Genomic DNA, 17,154 nt, shown 5'->3' with positions numbered 1-17,154 from the left:
ACGCCGATGATTTTTCCGATACTAGCCATTGAAAATGGACCTCCGGTCATTCCTGCACGTGGGCAGGATCGTTTGCATTAATAACTTCGATAACAGCTGCGTCGCCGGCCTCTTCAGAAAGGCGGGCCCAACGCGTACAAATCATAAGCTTTACAGCGTAAGCGTAAACATGCTTGACGGTTCCCTCCCCTACACCGGCGAGAGAATCTACAAGCCAGAAGCGGGCCTTGTCGATGTCCTGCTCTTTTTCCATAGGATTCGACTTGGCGAACGCATCCGAAATCATCTTGGCGAAGGTGACGTCGTAGCCAGGGAAAGAACGTTCGGCAAAACGAACTTCGGGGCCCCATGCCTGTGCACGGAGCCTTCCGGAAACGTTCTTCATCTGGATTTCGTGAGCCTGGTAGGCAGAAACGAATTCATCGTCAGATTCTTCACCATTCAAGAGTGCGTCGAGGGCTTCCAATTCGCTTGCATCGAGAACGCCTTCGCAACGGCCACGGAACTCGTCCATGGTCAGCGGAGGTACGTCACCCAATTCAATCATGGGAAGCGACGACATTAAGTAAGAAGGAGCGCTCATTTACGTCCTTTGCTTACTTTGCCTGTGCGGCGGCGTTTACAACCTTTGCAAGCTGAGGACGGAGCAGAGCAGAAAGAGCCTCTGCCATAGCTGCTTCGGTAAATTCGTGAGTGACCTTGCCGCCATCGAGCTTGATACGGAAGCCAAACTTGACGCCCTTGTCGCTTTCGACCTTGACGCCAGCGGCAACCTGCTTGGCAAATTCGCCGGTAACGAAGGAAGCGAGCTTCTTGGCATCGTCTTCGGAGAGGTCAACTTCGACATTGGAGGTGTAGCTCTTGGCAACGGCCAGGAGCATGTTCTTGACGGTAGCTTCGTCCAGGGACTTTTCAACCTGGAGAGCGAGGATGTCAAGGATCATCTTTTCGAGGTTCTTACCAACGGAGAGCAAAAGATCGCGTGCAGACTGTTCGAGAGTGCGTTCGCTGCGTTCGGTAAAGGCTTCGGCATCCTTGTCGGCCTTTTCGAGCTTTGCCTGAGCTTCGGCTTCGGCGGCCTTTACGATTTCTGCGGCCTTTTCCTTGGCGCTTGCAATAATTGCAGCGGCCTGGGATTCAGCTTTGTTTACAGCATCCTTCTGGATGCGTTCCATAAGAGCTTGCAGATCTTCTGCCATATTTTATGTCTCCAAAAAAAACGTTCCATAAAAGCCAGCATCCGTTTTTCGGAGAATATTTTCCATACACACCAAAAAAACGTCCGCAATGGACTTTTTGCGAAAATTCCTTAAGGAATATACAAGCAAATTCATTAAAAAGGCACGTTTTTTTCGCTTTTTTTCAAAAAAACAGACGAAATATCCATTTTTGGGGACGAATTTTATAAAAAAAGGCGCATATTTCGGCCATATCCGACTTAGTAAACTTTTATTATCCTTTTTCCATTGCAAAATGTTATCAAATCAATAAGACAAGCCTATAAAAAACACATTTTCTAGCCATCATTGCACTTCATTTGGCTCCCCTCATCAAATTCCTTCAAAGATTCAGGGATATCCACCATCATCTTTTTACTATTATATTGTAGGACTGGGTTAAAGAGCATGGAAACAAGGCGTTTCTTTATATTACTGACTACAATATATGCTGTCACACTGGCGGCATGTTCCGAACTGGATAGGGATAACCCAAACGATCCAGATAGCAGCGACTATAAACCCGTCACCAATGAACAACCAGTTCAGGCTAGCAAGCCAACACTTACAGACGGAATGCTTTTCGATGAACGAGACGGCCGAAGCTACAAAGTCGTAAAAATCAACGATTCATACTGGATGGCAGAAAATCTCAAGTACGAAACAAGTTCCAGCTACTGCTACAACGACGACCCCATCAACTGCGAAAAATATGGCAAGCTTTACCCATGGACGGTCGCCCTTGGGATAAGTAGCAAATACAATAGCGAGCGAATCCCCTACAGCTATTACTATGACTACGCTGAAACCAGCATTTGCCCGGAAGGATGGGTCGTTCCCTATAGGGGCGATTGGGAAAGCTTGATTAACTACGCGAAGTCGGACGGTTTGAAATCGTCTTTCGGATGGAAACGGGATTATAACGGGAAAGACTCCTATGGATTTTCAGCGTTACCTGGAGGCAGACGTCTGTGGGACGGCTCCTATGAAAAAGAAACCGAAGCGGCGATGTTCTGGACAAACGCAGAAGGTGATTCGCCATCCATGGCAAGAAGCGTTTCTATAAATGTAGGTTACTCCTCTTATTTGGAAACAGACGTATACAAGGAAAGCGCCCTATCGGTCCGCTGCATTTGGGGTTACAAGTGAGAAAAATCGGATTAGCACTCATCATATTTTTGGCTGTTGCAGGCAGTTCCGCCTTTGCAACGCAGTTCGTCGCCGTTCTTGAAACGATTTCGAACAAGGATTCCGAAGTATCCCTAAGTGAAAAGATGTTCATTACAGACGAACTTAGGAAAGATGCCGTACAGGCCCTAGCCGATCATGACTTTTCCATCATGACGAGAGAAAACATACAGGTCATGCTGCCGCCAGAAAAATCCCTTGAAGACTGCGAAGGCAGTTGCCTTGTAGAAACGGGACGAAACATCGCCGCAGACTACATCGTCCAGGGACGCATAGGAAAGTTCGGTAACGACCTTACCTTAACCGTAGAACTCTACGAAACATCCTCTGGAAGATTCCTTGGAAGTATCACCAGCAAGAATAGCGTCGTACAGGGGCTTCTTCTTGACGCCCAGTCTCGAGCAAATGATTTATTCAAGTCAATCCTTCCCGAGGAAGAAAAAATAGACGTTGTCAAGGAATCCTACGAGGAAGATTCCCCCACCCTAGACGAAGCTGCGGATGTTGAAAAAAAGGAGCACCTGGTACCGCGATGGGTTCCATGGCTAGCCCTAAGCCTCGGAGCAATCTGTACCTTTGCAGGCTACATGAACAACAAGGATCTAAAGTACGCAAAGCGAGAATATGACGAAATGTCCGCAGAGTATTCCAAGCAGGATTTTGACGAGAAATGGCGTGACATTGAATATACCAAGGAAGCGCGAGATGCCTTTTACTGGTTTGGCGGCATTCTGATTGCAGGAAGCGTAGTTCTTTTTGTGTTCTAGTATGAATGGCTATATAAGAAAATTACTGGGACTATTCCTTGCGGCAATTCTCTTTGCCGGCTGTACCGAAATGGGAGAAAGGGATAACATCAACGATCCCTACTACCAGGAAATACATTCCTGCAGCTCCATAAGAAGGAGCAGTTCTTCATCCAAGAACTATGTCTACTTCAGTTCCTCCAGCTACATTGATCCGTCACAGTTCTTTTCTTCCAGTTCCAAGCAATTTATGACGGCTGATGACTATTTGAACCCGGATTTTGACTATGGGGAAATAGTGGACAAGCGGGACAACAGACGTTACAAGACAACCACCGTGGGCAGGCAAACCTGGATGGCTCAAAATTTGAACTACAGCGACAGCACCGCCTCCCCCAACCTCAAGGGGCAATCCTGGTGCTTTGACCATGACATCTACAACTGCGAAAAATACGGAAGACTGTACACCTGGTCTGCAGCCATGGACATCGACTCCATTTACCTCCGTCTATACTATCCGCAAGAGGATTCCATGCACCACCAGGGCATCTGCCCGGAAGGCTTCAGGATACCCACTGCAGACGACCTCCACGAGCTATTCCTTTATACACAGGAACGCTGCGAGTTCTATTACGTGGACATCTGCTGGCGGTCATCTTATGGCTGGAAACTGGAGCTGTCGGATTCCGTGGGAACGGATATTTTCGGTTTGAGCGTGCTGCCTTCCGGCGAGCGCTTCTTGAACCATGACTTCAACTATGAAATACAGAAATACGTAGACACCTACGAATTCCGTTACCTAAACGACAGGGACAACAACAATCGAACGTCCTTCTTCACCAGCACCGAAGACAAAGACCGTCGATACATCATCAATGACACAGCCTATAATAATCGAGTTTTCGCCAACGATATCGTAGGGACAAGCTTCCGTTGGAGCGATATAGACACACTGAGTCGCTGGAAAACGACCGCTTCAGCGATCCGCTGCATAAAAATCGAAGATTAAAATTCCTATATTTTCGCCGTAAAATTTTTACTTAAAGGGTAATACAATGAAACGTACTCATAACTGTGGCCAGCTCCGTAAGGAAGATGTTGGCCAGACCGTAACTCTCTGTGGTTGGGTGGACCGTCGCCGTGACCACGGTGGTGTGATTTTTGTGGACCTCCGCGACAAGTATGGCAAGACCCAGATTGTGTTCAATCCGGATTACAATGCCGACGTTATCAAGAATGCAGAAACTCTCCGTAACGAATACGTGATTTGCGTTACCGGTAAGGTCTACGCCCGTGAAGAAGGCAACGCCAACGAAAAGCTGGCTACCGGCGACATCGAAGTGAAGATCAGCGAACTCACCATCCTGAACGCTGCCCAGACTTCTCCCCTGGCCATCAACGACCCCAACGAAGAATGTAAGGAAAACGACGACCTCCGCCTCCAGTACCGTTACCTGGACCTCCGTCGTCCCTGGATCCAGAAGAAGCTCATGCTCAAGAGCCGCTTCCTCCGCGCTGTTTACGACTTCTTCTATGAAAACGGTTTTGAAAACATCGAAACACCGGTGCTCTGCAAGTCCACTCCGGAAGGCGCTCGTGACTACCTGGTTCCCTCTCGCGTGAACCCGGGCAAGTTCTACGCCCTCCCCCAGTCTCCGCAGCAGTACAAGCAGCTCCTCATGATCGCTGGCATGGACCGCTACTTCCAGATCGCCAAGTGCTTCCGTGACGAAGACCTCCGCGCCGACCGTCAGCCGGAATTCACCCAGATCGACGTTGAAATGTCCTTCGTAGACCAGGACGACGTGATGGGCATGTTCGACAAGTTCGTTACCGAAGTTCTCGGTAAGGTTTGGAACTTCGAACCTCCCAAGAAGATCCGCCGCATGAAGTGGGCAGAAGCTATGCTCAAGTACGGTTCCGATAAGCCGGACCTCCGCTTCGATCTCGAAATCCATGACGTTTCCGAAATCGGTGCCAAGAGCGAATTCGGCGTGTTCAAGAACTGCGTTGCCGCTGGTGGCAAGATCCGCGGTATCGCTGCCAAGGGCTGCGTTGACTTCACCCGTAAGCAGATCGACGAACTCACCGCCTACGTTGCTAAGTACGGTTCCAAGGGTCTCGTATGGATGCGCGTCAAGGAAAATGACGAAGTGGAAACTCAGGTTGGCAAGTTCTTTACTACCGAACAGCTCAACGAACTGCGTGACGCAGTCGGCGCTAAGTGCGGCGACATGATGTTCTTCATCGCAGGTCCCGAAAAGATTGCAGCTACCGCTATGGGTCAGCTCCGTCTCGAAGTCGCTCGCATCAAGGGCCTCCGTGACCCGAAGAAGCGCGAATTCGTATGGATCACTGAATTCCCCATGTTCGAATACAGCGATACCGAAGGCCGCTACATGGCTATGCACCATCCGTTCACCAACCCGCTGCCCGAACATCTGGACATGATGCTCTCCGGCAACCTGAAGGATTGCAACGCCGAAGCCTATGACCTTGTTCTTAACGGTGTTGAAATCGGTGGCGGTTCCGTCCGTATCCACAACCCTGAAGTTCAGGAAAAGGTTTTCCGCCTGCTCGGTCTTACCGAAGAACAGGTTAAGGAAAAGTTCGGCTTCTTCGTGGACGCCTTCAAGTTCGGCGCTCCTCCGCACGGTGGTCTCGCCTTCGGTCTGGACCGCGTTGTTGCAACTATGGAAGGTGAAGAATCCATCCGTGACTTCATCGCATTCCCGAAGAACACCAGCGCTTCTAGCCCCATGGACCAGTGCCCCAGCGACGTTGACCTGCAGCAGCTGCAGGACATCCACATCGCTGTGCAGATGCCCAAGGCTAAGGCTTAATCGTTCTATCAACGGAACTTTAAAAAGTCGCGAGGTTAACGCCCCGCGGCTTTTTTATTGAGCGGTCTAAAAAATTACTTTGTACTAAACAAAGGTCAGCACAAAAAAAAATTTAGAGACAAAAAAATCCGCCGGTCACCCGACGGATTTAACAAAGCCTTTTACTAAGGATTAGATGCCCTTGCGTTCCAGGTCCATCATAAGGGACTGGAGGGAGTCTTCGACGCTGGTACGGAAATCACCACTGCCGAGGCTGCAGCTGGCAACCACATCGGCGCCCTTGCAGATACGGATCACGGAGAAACCGCCTTCATTAGAAAAAGAAACACTAAGACCCTTATTCAATGCTTTTTCCAGCAGATCGCGCATAAAAACTCCTTTATTACGCATTCAACAAACTTTTCCCCTAAATTATGCATTTTCTTAAAGAAAAACAAGCATTATTTTTGATTATTTGCTAAAAAATGTGGTTTATCTAGTCTATATTATGGGCCATGGAAGACTTTCACATCCATTTGACCCGATTGCCTATGGCAAAAGAGCTTGCTGGGGACCTGCTGGAGACCGGAACCGGCTTCAACGCAATCGCCTGCGAGCCCTGGGAATGGATCAGGACGTTGAAACTAAGGGACGAACTGGAATACGGTGGCGGCAAAGCCGAGGTAACCGCCGGAAAGGTGCGTTATACATTCGGAATCCACCCCATGATTGCAAGCTCCACGGAAGAGAAGGACCTGCGGCTGCTTGAAGCCATTCTTCGAGGGGGCGGAAACTTCCAGGTAGGAGAATGCGGACTGGACAAGCGGTTTGAAGGATACGAACCCGGCGGCGTCCAGGAACGAATCCTTATGCGGCAGGCGGAGCTTGCATTCCAACTGAAACGAAGCATCCAAATTCATTGTGTGGGAGACTACCACCGGATTATCAGTATCCTGAGAAATGCCGGGTTTGATAACAGCAAGGATTCCCCCACCGTTGTATTCCATCGCTTTGGCGGAGATATTTCCGTGGTAAAGGCCGCACAGAAACTGAACGTTCTCTATTCCATACACAAGGACAGCTTCCGCAAGAAATCGACCTTAAGCGCCCTTGCAGAAATCCCCGATGAACTTGTCCGCATCGAGACCGATGCCGACGAATCATTCTGGCAATAATCCGAAAATTTAAATAAGCTTGGAGCCGGTCTGAATGGTAACAGACTGAGCCTTGATTGCAGAGAATGCGCGGAACTGCTTTAAGGCATTCTCGGCCAGGTCCGTTGCGGAACCTCGCCCCAGTTCAATGACGACCTGCATGGGAGAACCAGCAAGGATTCGCATGGGGAACTGGGCCAAGCCGTACATTTCACTGATAATACGGACATCCGGCGGCGGATTTTCGGCAAAGGTTGCTGCAAGCATACCCTTGCGCTGCACAAGGCCCTGAATTCTAAGGCGGCCAGCAAGAAGCCCAAGCTCCGTTACCAAGAGCAACATCTTGGCTGCATCGGGAACAGGACCGAAACGGTCTTCCAGCTCCTGGGAAATGCCCACAATGTCGTCCACATGGTTTACACGGGAAATTCGCTGGTACATATTGATGCGGGTCAGAGCATCCTGGATGTAATCCTCGGGCAGGTAGGCATCCACCCCAATTTCGACACGGGTCTGGATAGGCTTTTCGGCATCGCCGCCCCTAAGCATTTCAACCGCTTCACGCACAAGGCGAACGTAGGTTTCAAAGCCCACTTCCGCAATGAAGCCATGTTGTTCCTGCCCAAGGAGGTTTCCTGCACCACGGATTTCAAGGTCTCGCATGGCCAGCTGGTAACCGCTACCCAAATCCGTAAACTGCTCCAATGCCTTTAGGCGTCGCATGGATTCCTGGGAAATATCGTGCTTTGCAGGAATAACCAACAGGGCCTTCGCAAGGACACTACTGCGCCCCACTCGCCCACGCATCTGATACAGCTGACTGATACCGAAGTTATGGGCATTCATGATAATGATGGTATTTGCGTTAGGCACGTCAAGACCAGACTCGATGATGCTGGTACTGATCAGCACGTCAAACTGCTTGGAAAGGAATGCATCCATGCTCTTTTCCAATTCGCGATCGTCCATCTGGCCATGCGCCACGCCAATGGTTGCGTTAGGCACCAATGCCTGAATATCGTCCTGCAGAGTATAGATACTATTGACGCGATCGTTGACAATGAACACCTGGCCGCCGCGAGCCAATTCATCGAGAATGGCATTCTTGATAACCTCGTCATCCCGTTTCATGAGCTTAGTCTCTACGGGAAGACGATTGATAGGCGGAGTGTTGATGAGGGAAATATCGCGAACCCCGGTCATGCTCAAGTGGAGGGAACGAGGAATGGGAGTAGCACTCATACTGAGTGAATCCACCGTCAAACGCATTTCGCGAAGCTTTTCCTTCTGCTTGACACCGAATTTCTGTTCTTCATCAATAATCAGGAGCCCCAGATCCTTGAACTGGTTCTTTTCAGACAACAGGCTGTGAGTACCGATAAGAATATCAATCTTGCCTTCGGAAACCTGCTTGAAGATCTCCTTCTTTTCCTTTGGGGTCTTGTATCGATTAATCAGGGCGATATTCACCCCGAAACCGGCAAAACGATCCATGAAGTTTTCGTAGTGCTGGGCGGCAAGAATAGTAGTCGGTACAAGGAGCGCCACCTGCTTCTTGCTGACAACGCATTTGAAGGCCGCACGCATGGCCACTTCTGTCTTGCCAAAGCCTACATCGCCGCATACCAGGCGATCCATAGGTCGATGGCTTTCCAAATCGCGCTTGATATCTGCAGTAGCCTTTACCTGGTCAGGCGTGGGATCGTATTCGAAGGCTTCCTCAAATTCACGCTGAAGTTTTCCATCGGGCGGGAATGCAAAGCCGTCAACCAGTTCGCGCTTGGCGTAAAGTTCAACAAGCTCGCGGGCAATCTGGATGACCTTCTGCTTGACACGCTTCTTGATGTTTTCCCAGGTCTTGCTTCCCAGGCGATCCAGCTTGGGTTCCGTCTCGGAATTTTCAAGGCGTTCAATCTTCTGCAGATCTGCCACGGGGAACTTCAGCTTGTCGCCGCCGGCATATTCCAGCAAGGCGCAGTCCACCATACCGCCATTCACCTCTACACGGACAAGCCCTAGGTACTTGCCCACGCCGTGGTCTTCATGAGCAACGAAATCGCCACGGTTGAGAGACTCCACCATCAAAGCACTGGTTACAGAACCAGAAACCTTACGCTTACGAGTCTTGTTGGAATGACGGTTGAAAATTCGTGTCTCAGTCAGGAAGGCGACATTGTCTTCTTCCAGCCAGAAACCTTCTGTCAGGTTGCCTAACAGGTATTCTTCGATGGGCAGATCACTGAAGACTTGTTTCAATCGATTCAAGCCGCCAGGTGTAGGAGAAACTACATACACCTTGCCACCCATAGCCGCAAATTCCTCGATCTGCTTTGCAACGGCATCTGTACCGTTGGAGGAAAAATCCTGCGGTCTGCAATTCAGGTCATGGCCATTGCCATCGTTCAGCTGAACACGGGTAACGTCAAGGGAGCCTCGCCCAACAAAGAAACGGGACAACTCACCCATCTTCGCCCAGATGTTACCTGGAGGAACAATATCCGGTTCTATGGCGCGAATTTCCTGATAATTGTTCTCGTAGGAGTAGAAATACTTCGATGCCGTTTCCGAAAGTGCAGACAGTTCCTCAAAGACAAGGGGTGCCTTAGGCAAATAATCCAACAAGGTCTTTTCAAGCTTTTCGTAGCGGTCCCGGTACCACCAGAGTCCGGAGTTATCACCGTTAAACTTGGCCAGTTCCTTTTCTGGAACGACAAACTCACCCATAGGGTAAATCTGGACGCTGTTCATGCGCTCTACGGAGCGCTGGCTGAAAATGTCAAAGCTACGGATGGATTCAATTTCGTCGCCAAAGAACTCGATTCGAATAGGATGCTTGTAAAGCAGGCAGTTCACATCCACGATACACCCGCGAATGGAAAACTCACCAACGCCACTTACCACAGGCTGTTCCACGAAACCATGGTCCATAAGCCAAGGGCGCAATGTGGATGGTTCCAGGACATCGCCTACCTTGAGTGTTCTTGAATTTCGTGTAATGGCTCCAGGAGCCGGAAGGCGCATCAGGAAACAATCGAGAGGGCATACCGTCACAAATACGGAGTCACCCATTTCAAGATCGCGGAAGAACTTGAGACGTTCCTCAAGAACTCCTTCGAAGGGCACCTTCTTCTCGTAAGGTTTTAGGCCCACCGAAGGGAAGAAACGGACATACTCCTCCCCCAGCATGCTTTCAAGATTTTCAACCCATACTTCAGCGCTACGGTAATCCTTTGCCACAACGAGAATATGCTCCGGCTTCTTCTGGAAACGGTTCGCCACCATCATGGCCGCCATGGGAATAGTCGCACCATTGACATGAATGGCTTCGCCCTGGACCTTTTGGAACAGGTTCAAGGAAGGAGAACTGGAGAAGGTTAAAAATTCAGAAAGAGAATCCATGAGAGAACAAATTTAGTAATGTACAGGGTAAAATTAGAAAAAATATATAAAAAGTGAAAAAATGTGCAGTGAAAGTATTGACAATTGCCCAACTGTACACTATATTTATAAAGTATTATCTTGGAAATGGAATAAACTTGTAACTCCATATCCAACAAAGCTTTAATTATATGATGAGGTAAAAATGGATACCATCGATCTTGAAGAAGCCAAACTTGCCCAGGCAGAAGGCTCCCGCAAGGAACTGACCAGCCGTCAAGAAGAAATTCTTGAATACATCAAGAAGTATTCCAAGGAAAATCGCATGCCGCCCACCGTTCGTGAAATCGGCAACCACTTCAGCATTTCCTCTACCAACGGCGTACGTTCCATTCTTGCAGCCCTCATCAAGAAGGGTTACATCAACCGCTCTCCCCGTCTAAGCCGCGGTATCGAAATCCTGGACAACGATAAGAACGAAGCCGGTGAAGTCGTCAACAACACCATCGAAATTCCTATCGTCGGTAACGTTGCCGCAGGTACCCCGATTCTCGCTGTGCAGAACCTCGAAGGCACCGTGACCATCGACCGCGATTTCCTTGCAAGCCGTTCCGACGTGTTCGCCCTCCGTGTCCGTGGCGATTCCATGATCAACGCAGGCATCTTTGACGGCGACCTGGTTTTTGCCCGTCAGCAGAAGACCGCAGAACGTGGAGAAATCATCGTGGCCCAGGTAGACGACGGCGCTACAGTCAAGTACTACCACCCCATCGCTGACCACGTGGAACTCCGTCCGGCAAACCCCAAGTACAATCCCATTATCGTCAAGAACGACAAGGATTTCTCCATCGCCGGCCGCGTCATTGGCGTTATGCGCAAGGTGAACTAAGTTCAAGCAAAACAAGCGAGTTACTTTATACAAAAAAAATCCCCGGCATTTGCGCCAGGGATTTTTTTGATTTTCTTCGCAAGAAGCTGTCGAGATTAATCGTCCAGTTCAGCCAGATCTTCTTCGGCTTCCTTCAGGTCTTCTGCGTCCGGTCCGAGAATTTCATCATCCTCTTCGTCAAGGGAATCGCCCATGCCACCCAGCTGGTATTCGACCTTACGGGCTTCCTTGGACTGACCAAGTTTGAGGATCATGGCACATTCTTCGCAGTAGCCAAGATGCTTGTCCACCCAGAATTCAGGAGAAACCAGGTTGCGGTTGCAACGGGTACACATCTGACTTGCAGCTTCGCGTTCGAATGCCAGGTTCTGTTCTTCCAGTTCCTTGAGGATTCGTTCCGTCAATTCTTCCTGGGTTTCTTCGGCGAGGGATGCCTTGTGACGAAGTGCGGAAGTGGGCTTCATTTCAAGATTCTTCATGTCGGAAGACATCTTCTTCTTGTTGGCACGATCATCCTGTTCGTCAATTTCAACAAACATCACTGTCTTGGAAAGCTTCTTTACACCTTCCAAAAGAATGGCATAATCAAAGGCCGGCTTCTTAACTTCCAGATCTTCCTTGGGTTCAACGATGACATCTTCGGGAGCGGGACCCTTACCACCCTTAGACTTCTTGGTTGCCTTCGGAGTTTCTGCAACGGGGGCAACTACTTCTTCTACCGGTTCTACCTTAGCGGTTTCCTTCTTGGAACCCTTGGCCTGCTTTGCGGGAGCTACTTCTGCCTTAGCAGGTTTCTTTTCAACCTTGGCAGACTTAGTTGCCTTAGCGGGCGCAGTCTTGGCGGGCTTAACCTCGGCCTTCACTTCCTTAGCCTTGGGAGCAGCCTTGGCAGGAGCGGTCTTAGCTGGCTTGGCTGCGGGCTTTGCAACAGGTTTTACAGTCTTGGCAGGTTTTGCAGTCTTGGCCGGCTTAACCTCGGCCTTTACCTCCTTAGCCTTGGATGCAGCCTTGACAGGCTTGGCTGCAGGTTTTGCAGCCTTAGCGGGAACAGCCTTAGAAGCAGCCTTGGCGGGCTTGGCTGCGGGCTTGGCAGACTTGGCTGGAGCAGCCTTTGCGGCGGCCTTGGAGGGCTTTGCAACAGGCTTTGCAGGAGCGGCCTTGGAGGGCTTAGTCTTAGCAGCTTTTTCGTCCTTAGCAGCCTTTGCTGCAGGCTTCTTGGCAGCACTGGCAGCGGCAGTCTTGGCAGCCGGCTTAGCGGAAGCCTTGGGAGCAGCCTTGGCAGGAGCCTTCTTAGCGGACTTGGTATCCTTGGACGTTGCTTTCTTAGAACTCATAGATTACTTCTTTTCCACGATTTTGATGTTAATAATGGGATCGTTCTGCTCAAGACGGCAGACAACATCATGCCCCTGCACAACCTTTCCAAAGACAGTATGCTTACCGTCCAGGTGATGCTGCGGAGTATGTGTTATGAAAAACTGGGAACCATTGGTATTGGGCCCGCGATTGGCCATGGAGATGACGCCGGCTTCATGCTTCAGATTGCTGATTTCGTCATCGATGGTATAACCGGGACCGCCCTGGCCATTACCCTGGGGATCGCCACCCTGTGCCATAAAGCCAGGAATTACGCGATGGAACAGGAGACCATTATAAAAGCCGCTGTTGGCAAGTTCAACAAAATTCGCAACCGTATTAGGTGCGGCCTTATAGTCCAGGTCAAGAACGATAACGCCTTCGTGAGTTGTAATGGTGGCCTCAATTGCCTTAATGGAGGAATAATCCTTATTGAAGACTTTGCCTTCTGCCAAGCAGGAAGACATCAAACCACCCATAAGGGTCGCAAATAAAGCTTTCTTGATGATACCCATAGATTTCAATAACGTTATCGTATCCAACTTTCCTATTGTAAAGAGAATATAGATATTTTGATTATAGTTGTTTTAAACGATTTTCTATATTTGGTCCAAAAATAGCATAACAAGATTTATTGGACTATATGCCTCAAAACGACAATATCCGAAATTTTAGCATCATCGCCCACATCGACCACGGTAAATCCACCCTGGCCGACCGTATGATCGAGCTGACCAAGACTGTTTCCAAGAACGAAATGATGAACCAGCTCCTGGACGACATGGACTTGGAACGCGAACGCGGCATTACCATCAAGGCCCACGCCATCCGTATGGTGTATGAGCGCGACGGCAAGGAATACATCCTGAACATGATCGACACTCCGGGGCATGTGGACTTTACCTACGAAGTGAGCCGTTCCTTGGCAGCCTGCGAAGGCGCGATTCTCGTTGTGGACGCAAGCCAGGGCATCGAAGCCCAGACCCTTTCCAATCTGTATCTTGCCATCGAGAACAACCTGGAAGTCATTCCCGTGTTGAATAAGGTGGACCTTCCGGGCGCACAGCCCGACCATTTCGCCCAGATGATTGGCGACCTACTGGGTTACGACCCCGACAAGATTCCCCGCATTTCTGCAAAGACGGGTCTCAACGTGGAGCAGGTGCTGGACAAAATCGTCGACGAAATCCCCGCCCCCACCGGCGAAAGCGACAAGCCCCTGAAGGCCCTGATTTTCGACTCCGTCTACGACTCCTACCGCGGCGTGATCAACTACATCCGTATTGTGGAAGGCACCCTAAAGGCCGGCATGAAGATCCGCATGATGAAGACCGGCGGCGAATATATGGTCACCGAAGTGGGAACATTCAGCATGCGCCGCGATCCTCGTCCGGAACTTTCTGAAGGCATGGTGGGCTACGTTCTTGCAAACGTGAAGACCATCAGTGACGTAAAGATCGGCGATACCCTGACTGACGCAGCAAATCCCGCCACGGAACCGCTGCCCGGCTACAAGGATATTCTCCCCATGATCTACTCCGGTATCTACCCCATCAACCCGGAAGATTACAAGGACCTGCGTGAAGCTCTTGAAAAGCTGCGCCTCAATGACTCCGCCCTCACCTGGGAACCGGAAACATCCGAAGCATTGGGCTTCGGCTTCCGTACAGGGTTCCTGGGACTTCTGCACATGGAAATCGTGCAGGAACGCCTGGATCGCGAATTCAACGTGGACATCATTACCACCGTTCCCAACGTGGAATACCACGTTTACATGAGCGACGGCGAAATGGTGAAGATCGAAAGCCCAAGCAAGCTCCCCGATGCCAGCCGTTACGACCATATCGAAGAACCTTACGTAAAGGCACAGATCTTTACGCCCAAGGAATTCGTGGGCGCCCTCATGACGCTTTGCGACGAAAAGCGCGGCGAGTTCGAGACCATGGAATACCTGGACGAGACCAAGTGCATCTTGAAGTACAACCTGCCCCTGGCAGAAATCATGTTCGACTTCTACGACCGCCTGAAGTCCGTGAGCCGCGGTTACGCCGGCCTGGATTACGCCCCCATGGGCTACCGCCAGAACAACCTGGTGAAGCTGGACATCCTCTTGAACGGCGACCCGGTGGATGCATTCTCCGTGATTATCCATCGCGACAAGGCCCACACTTACGCAAACGCCATCTGCGTCAAGCTGAAGGATCTCATTCCCCGTCAGCAGTTCGACGTGGCCATCCAGGGTGCCATCGGCGGTAAGATTATCAGCCGCAGTACCGTGAAGGCCGTGCGCAAGGACGTGCTTGCCAAGTGCTACGGCGGTGACATCACCCGTAAGCGTAAGCTCCTTGAAAAGCAGAAGGAAGGTAAGAAGCGTATGAAGAGCATCGGCTCCGTGGAAGTGCCCCAGAAGGCATTCCTTGCTGTGCTCAGCCTCTCCGACAATTCCACTGGCGGCGGCGAAGACTAATACTTCGCTTTAGAAGACAAGAACAGGAATCTATACGAATGTCTGCACTGACCCGAAAAGTTAAACGTTTGCAAAGGCGAAACTCCCAAGGTCACGTATTCTTCCTGTTTTTTCTGCTTATTGTCTTTTTTGGATTGGCAACCCTAATTCGTTACTACATCCTAGTTCCCGTCCAAGTCATGGATTCATCCATGTCTCCCAAATTCAAGGAACAATCCGTCCACTGGATGTGCAAGCTACCCCAATGCATCGACCAGGTAAATTACTGGGACATTGTCTGGGCAAATTCACGTAGCAACGAAACCATCGTTCGAAAAATCCTTGCCATGCCGGGTGATTCCATCGAGATTACAGATAAAGGAAGGGTTATCACTCCCCATCGCAACATAAAGTGGAAAGGGGAAGATTCCTTTATCCAAAGTAGGGCCTTTTACGTTCCGAAGGCGGGAGACACCTTACTTTTCGACCAGTTGAACGACGTTGAACAGGACTACGTCATCTCCTATCTAAGGGAGAAAGGCGAAAACATCATCGTCAAGACAACCCTTTGGCAGGGCGATAGGGAAATCAACATTGATCGAGTGGGGGCTACCAAGATTGCGAACAGGCAGGTCAGCCTTAACGAAATCAATTTTCTCCCCTGGCAAGATAGATACCTGATTGAACTTCAAATTAGACAGAGCGAGCCGGGAAACTCCCCCATCAAATTAAAACGAGAGCTTTTCCGTGGAAAAAAGAAAGAGGAAAAAATATCCCTGGAACTGGACGAACCCAAAGTAGAACCGGACTCTTCCATTTCCGATACGGCTGTAGCCCAGGCTGATTCATTCCCTCCACCAAAGCCCGCACCTCTTCCTGAAGACAGTCAGTCTCAAGAAAACTCAGAAGAGACGATCATTACAGAACAGATAAACCAGATTCTGATTGAGGATGATTGCTACTTCCTCGCATGCGAAAAGGGGACCAACTGTCTAGACTCCAGAGAGCTGGGCTTCTTTACCAGGGATCGCCTCATCGGCAAACATTTGGTGTGGCCAGACAAAGTAAACGACAGGTTTATCGAGCCCGCTATGGTCTACGTAAGAATCGTTCAAAGCGCCGCAGCAGGCTTCTGGAACAGTAGCGTCAAGTTCTTTACAGACACCTACGATTCTACAATAGGCTTCTACAAGACCCTGTTTAAAAGCGAAGAAAAGAAAGACGACAAGAAGGATTCAGAAGACGTCAAACCGGAATCCTAGCATTCATCTCAAAGCAAAACAAGACTCCGTTTCTACAAGAAAATTTCAAGTTGAAAAAAGAAGAGCCTCCAAATTCATGGAGACTCTTTCTTTGTTGTAACCTAACGAAACGTTGGGATTAATCCAAGGTATGAACCAGGAGACCGTCGCGGAGCTTCGGTTCGAACCAGGTGCTCTTGGGCGGCATGATTTCGCCAGCGTCGGCGATGTTCATGAGCTGATCCAAAGTGGTCGGGTACATTGCAAATGCGCAAGTGCATTCGCCGCTATCGACGCGCTTCACCAGTTCACCGAGACCACGGATACCACCTACGAAGTCAATGTTCTTGGAGGTACGGGGGTCGTCCACGTTGAAGAGGGGCTTCAAAATGAGCTTCTGGAGGAGAGCTACGTCAAGGCTGTCTACCGGACCCAGGTTCTGGAGATATTCAGACTTGAAGGTGCAAGCATACCACTTGCCGCCCATGTAGAAGTTCACCTGGTTCTGCTTTGCGGGGCTCTGCATTTCGGGCAGTTCTGCAATGTCGAAGACCTTAGCCATTTCTTCCATGAGCTGTTCCGGAGTATGGCCGTTCAAAGTCTTGAGAACGCGGTTGTAGTCCAGAATCTTCAGCTGGGTGCTGGGGAACAGGATGGCGAGATAACGGTTGAATTCTTCTTCACCAGTGTAGGTGCCAGCCTTCTTGGCTTCTTCGG

The 17,154-nt window shown here is 50.0% G+C and carries 15 protein-coding genes; 8 read left to right on the top strand and 7 right to left on the bottom strand.

Annotation, left to right across the window (positions count from 1 at the left end; all coding sequences use genetic code 11):
- Positions 1-46: 46 nt before the first annotated feature.
- Both MJZ26_12650 and MJZ26_12645 read right to left on the bottom strand, forming a co-directional pair.
- Complete coding sequence (locus MJZ26_12650) at positions 47-583, bottom strand: DUF2764 family protein (protein ID MCQ2106630.1); 537 nt, start codon at positions 581-583, stop codon at positions 47-49.
- Positions 584-596: 13 nt separating this feature from the next.
- Complete coding sequence (locus MJZ26_12645) at positions 597-1,199, bottom strand: ATPase (protein MCQ2106629.1); 603 nt, start codon at positions 1,197-1,199, stop codon at positions 597-599.
- A 426-nt stretch (positions 1,200-1,625) separates the two neighbouring features.
- Between MJZ26_12645 and MJZ26_12640 the strand changes: the two genes are divergently transcribed.
- The 4 genes from MJZ26_12640 to aspS are packed head-to-tail and all read left to right on the top strand — an operon-like array spanning position 1,626 to position 5,994.
- Positions 1,626-2,366: a hypothetical protein gene (locus tag MJZ26_12640; GenBank protein ID MCQ2106628.1), complete on the top strand. Its 741-nt coding sequence runs from the start codon at positions 1,626-1,628 to the stop codon at positions 2,364-2,366.
- Positions 2,363-3,172 carry a hypothetical protein gene (locus MJZ26_12635; protein ID MCQ2106627.1) on the top strand — a complete coding sequence of 270 codons (810 nt, stop codon included), beginning with the start codon at positions 2,363-2,365 and terminating at the stop codon, positions 3,170-3,172. The genes MJZ26_12640 and MJZ26_12635 overlap by 4 nt, the downstream gene beginning before the upstream one ends.
- 1 nt (position 3,173) lies before the next feature.
- Positions 3,174-4,160 (top strand): hypothetical protein, encoded by a 987-nt coding sequence (locus MJZ26_12630; GenBank protein ID MCQ2106626.1) that lies wholly within the window; start codon positions 3,174-3,176, stop codon positions 4,158-4,160.
- Between the two features lie 46 nt (positions 4,161-4,206).
- Positions 4,207-5,994, top strand: a complete 1,788-nt coding sequence (gene aspS / locus MJZ26_12625; GenBank protein ID MCQ2106625.1) for an aspartate--tRNA ligase — start codon at positions 4,207-4,209, stop codon at positions 5,992-5,994.
- Between the two features lie 171 nt (positions 5,995-6,165).
- Here the strand turns inward: aspS and MJZ26_12620 are convergent, their stop codons facing one another.
- A complete protein-coding gene (locus MJZ26_12620; protein ID MCQ2106624.1) occupies positions 6,166-6,363 on the bottom strand; it encodes a hypothetical protein in 198 nt (65 codons plus the stop codon).
- A gap of 125 nt (positions 6,364-6,488) precedes the next feature.
- Between MJZ26_12620 and MJZ26_12615 the strand changes: the two genes are divergently transcribed.
- Positions 6,489-7,148 carry a TatD family hydrolase gene (locus tag MJZ26_12615; protein MCQ2106623.1) on the top strand — a complete coding sequence of 220 codons (660 nt, stop codon included), beginning with the start codon at positions 6,489-6,491 and terminating at the stop codon, positions 7,146-7,148.
- A gap of 9 nt (positions 7,149-7,157) precedes the next feature.
- On the opposite strand, the gene mfd is transcribed toward MJZ26_12615, so the two are convergent.
- Entirely contained in the window at positions 7,158-10,526 is a 3,369-nt protein-coding gene (gene mfd, locus MJZ26_12610) for a transcription-repair coupling factor (GenBank protein MCQ2106622.1), read from the bottom strand.
- 184 nt (positions 10,527-10,710) lie between these two features.
- On the opposite strand from mfd, the gene lexA reads away from it, so the two are divergent.
- Positions 10,711-11,394 carry a transcriptional repressor LexA gene (lexA, locus tag MJZ26_12605; GenBank protein ID MCQ2106621.1) on the top strand — a complete coding sequence of 228 codons (684 nt, stop codon included), beginning with the start codon at positions 10,711-10,713 and terminating at the stop codon, positions 11,392-11,394.
- Between the two features lie 95 nt (positions 11,395-11,489).
- Here lexA and MJZ26_12600 read toward each other — a convergent pair whose 3' ends face one another.
- Together MJZ26_12600 and MJZ26_12595 are read right to left on the bottom strand one after the other, a co-directional pair.
- Entirely contained in the window at positions 11,490-12,728 is a 1,239-nt protein-coding gene (locus MJZ26_12600; GenBank protein MCQ2106620.1) for a hypothetical protein, read from the bottom strand.
- Between the two features lie 3 nt (positions 12,729-12,731).
- Complete coding sequence (locus MJZ26_12595) at positions 12,732-13,217, bottom strand: peptidylprolyl isomerase (protein ID MCQ2106619.1); 486 nt, start codon at positions 13,215-13,217, stop codon at positions 12,732-12,734.
- A gap of 176 nt (positions 13,218-13,393) precedes the next feature.
- On the opposite strand from MJZ26_12595, the gene lepA reads away from it, so the two are divergent.
- Positions 13,394-15,217: a translation elongation factor 4 gene (gene lepA / locus MJZ26_12590; GenBank protein MCQ2106618.1), complete on the top strand. Its 1,824-nt coding sequence runs from the start codon at positions 13,394-13,396 to the stop codon at positions 15,215-15,217.
- 38 nt (positions 15,218-15,255) lie between these two features.
- Positions 15,256-16,458 (top strand): S26 family signal peptidase, encoded by a 1,203-nt coding sequence (locus MJZ26_12585; protein MCQ2106617.1) that lies wholly within the window; start codon positions 15,256-15,258, stop codon positions 16,456-16,458.
- A 118-nt stretch (positions 16,459-16,576) separates the two neighbouring features.
- Here the strand turns inward: MJZ26_12585 and MJZ26_12580 are convergent.
- Positions 16,577-17,154: DUF1015 family protein (locus MJZ26_12580; GenBank protein MCQ2106616.1), on the bottom strand; the 578-nt coding region annotated here is incomplete at its 5' end.

The sequence above is a fragment of the Fibrobacter sp. genome (genome assembly GCA_024398965.1).
In the GTDB taxonomy this organism is placed as follows: Bacteria; Fibrobacterota; Fibrobacteria; order Fibrobacterales; family Fibrobacteraceae; genus Fibrobacter.
This window is presented reverse-complemented; position numbering and strand designations above follow the sequence as displayed.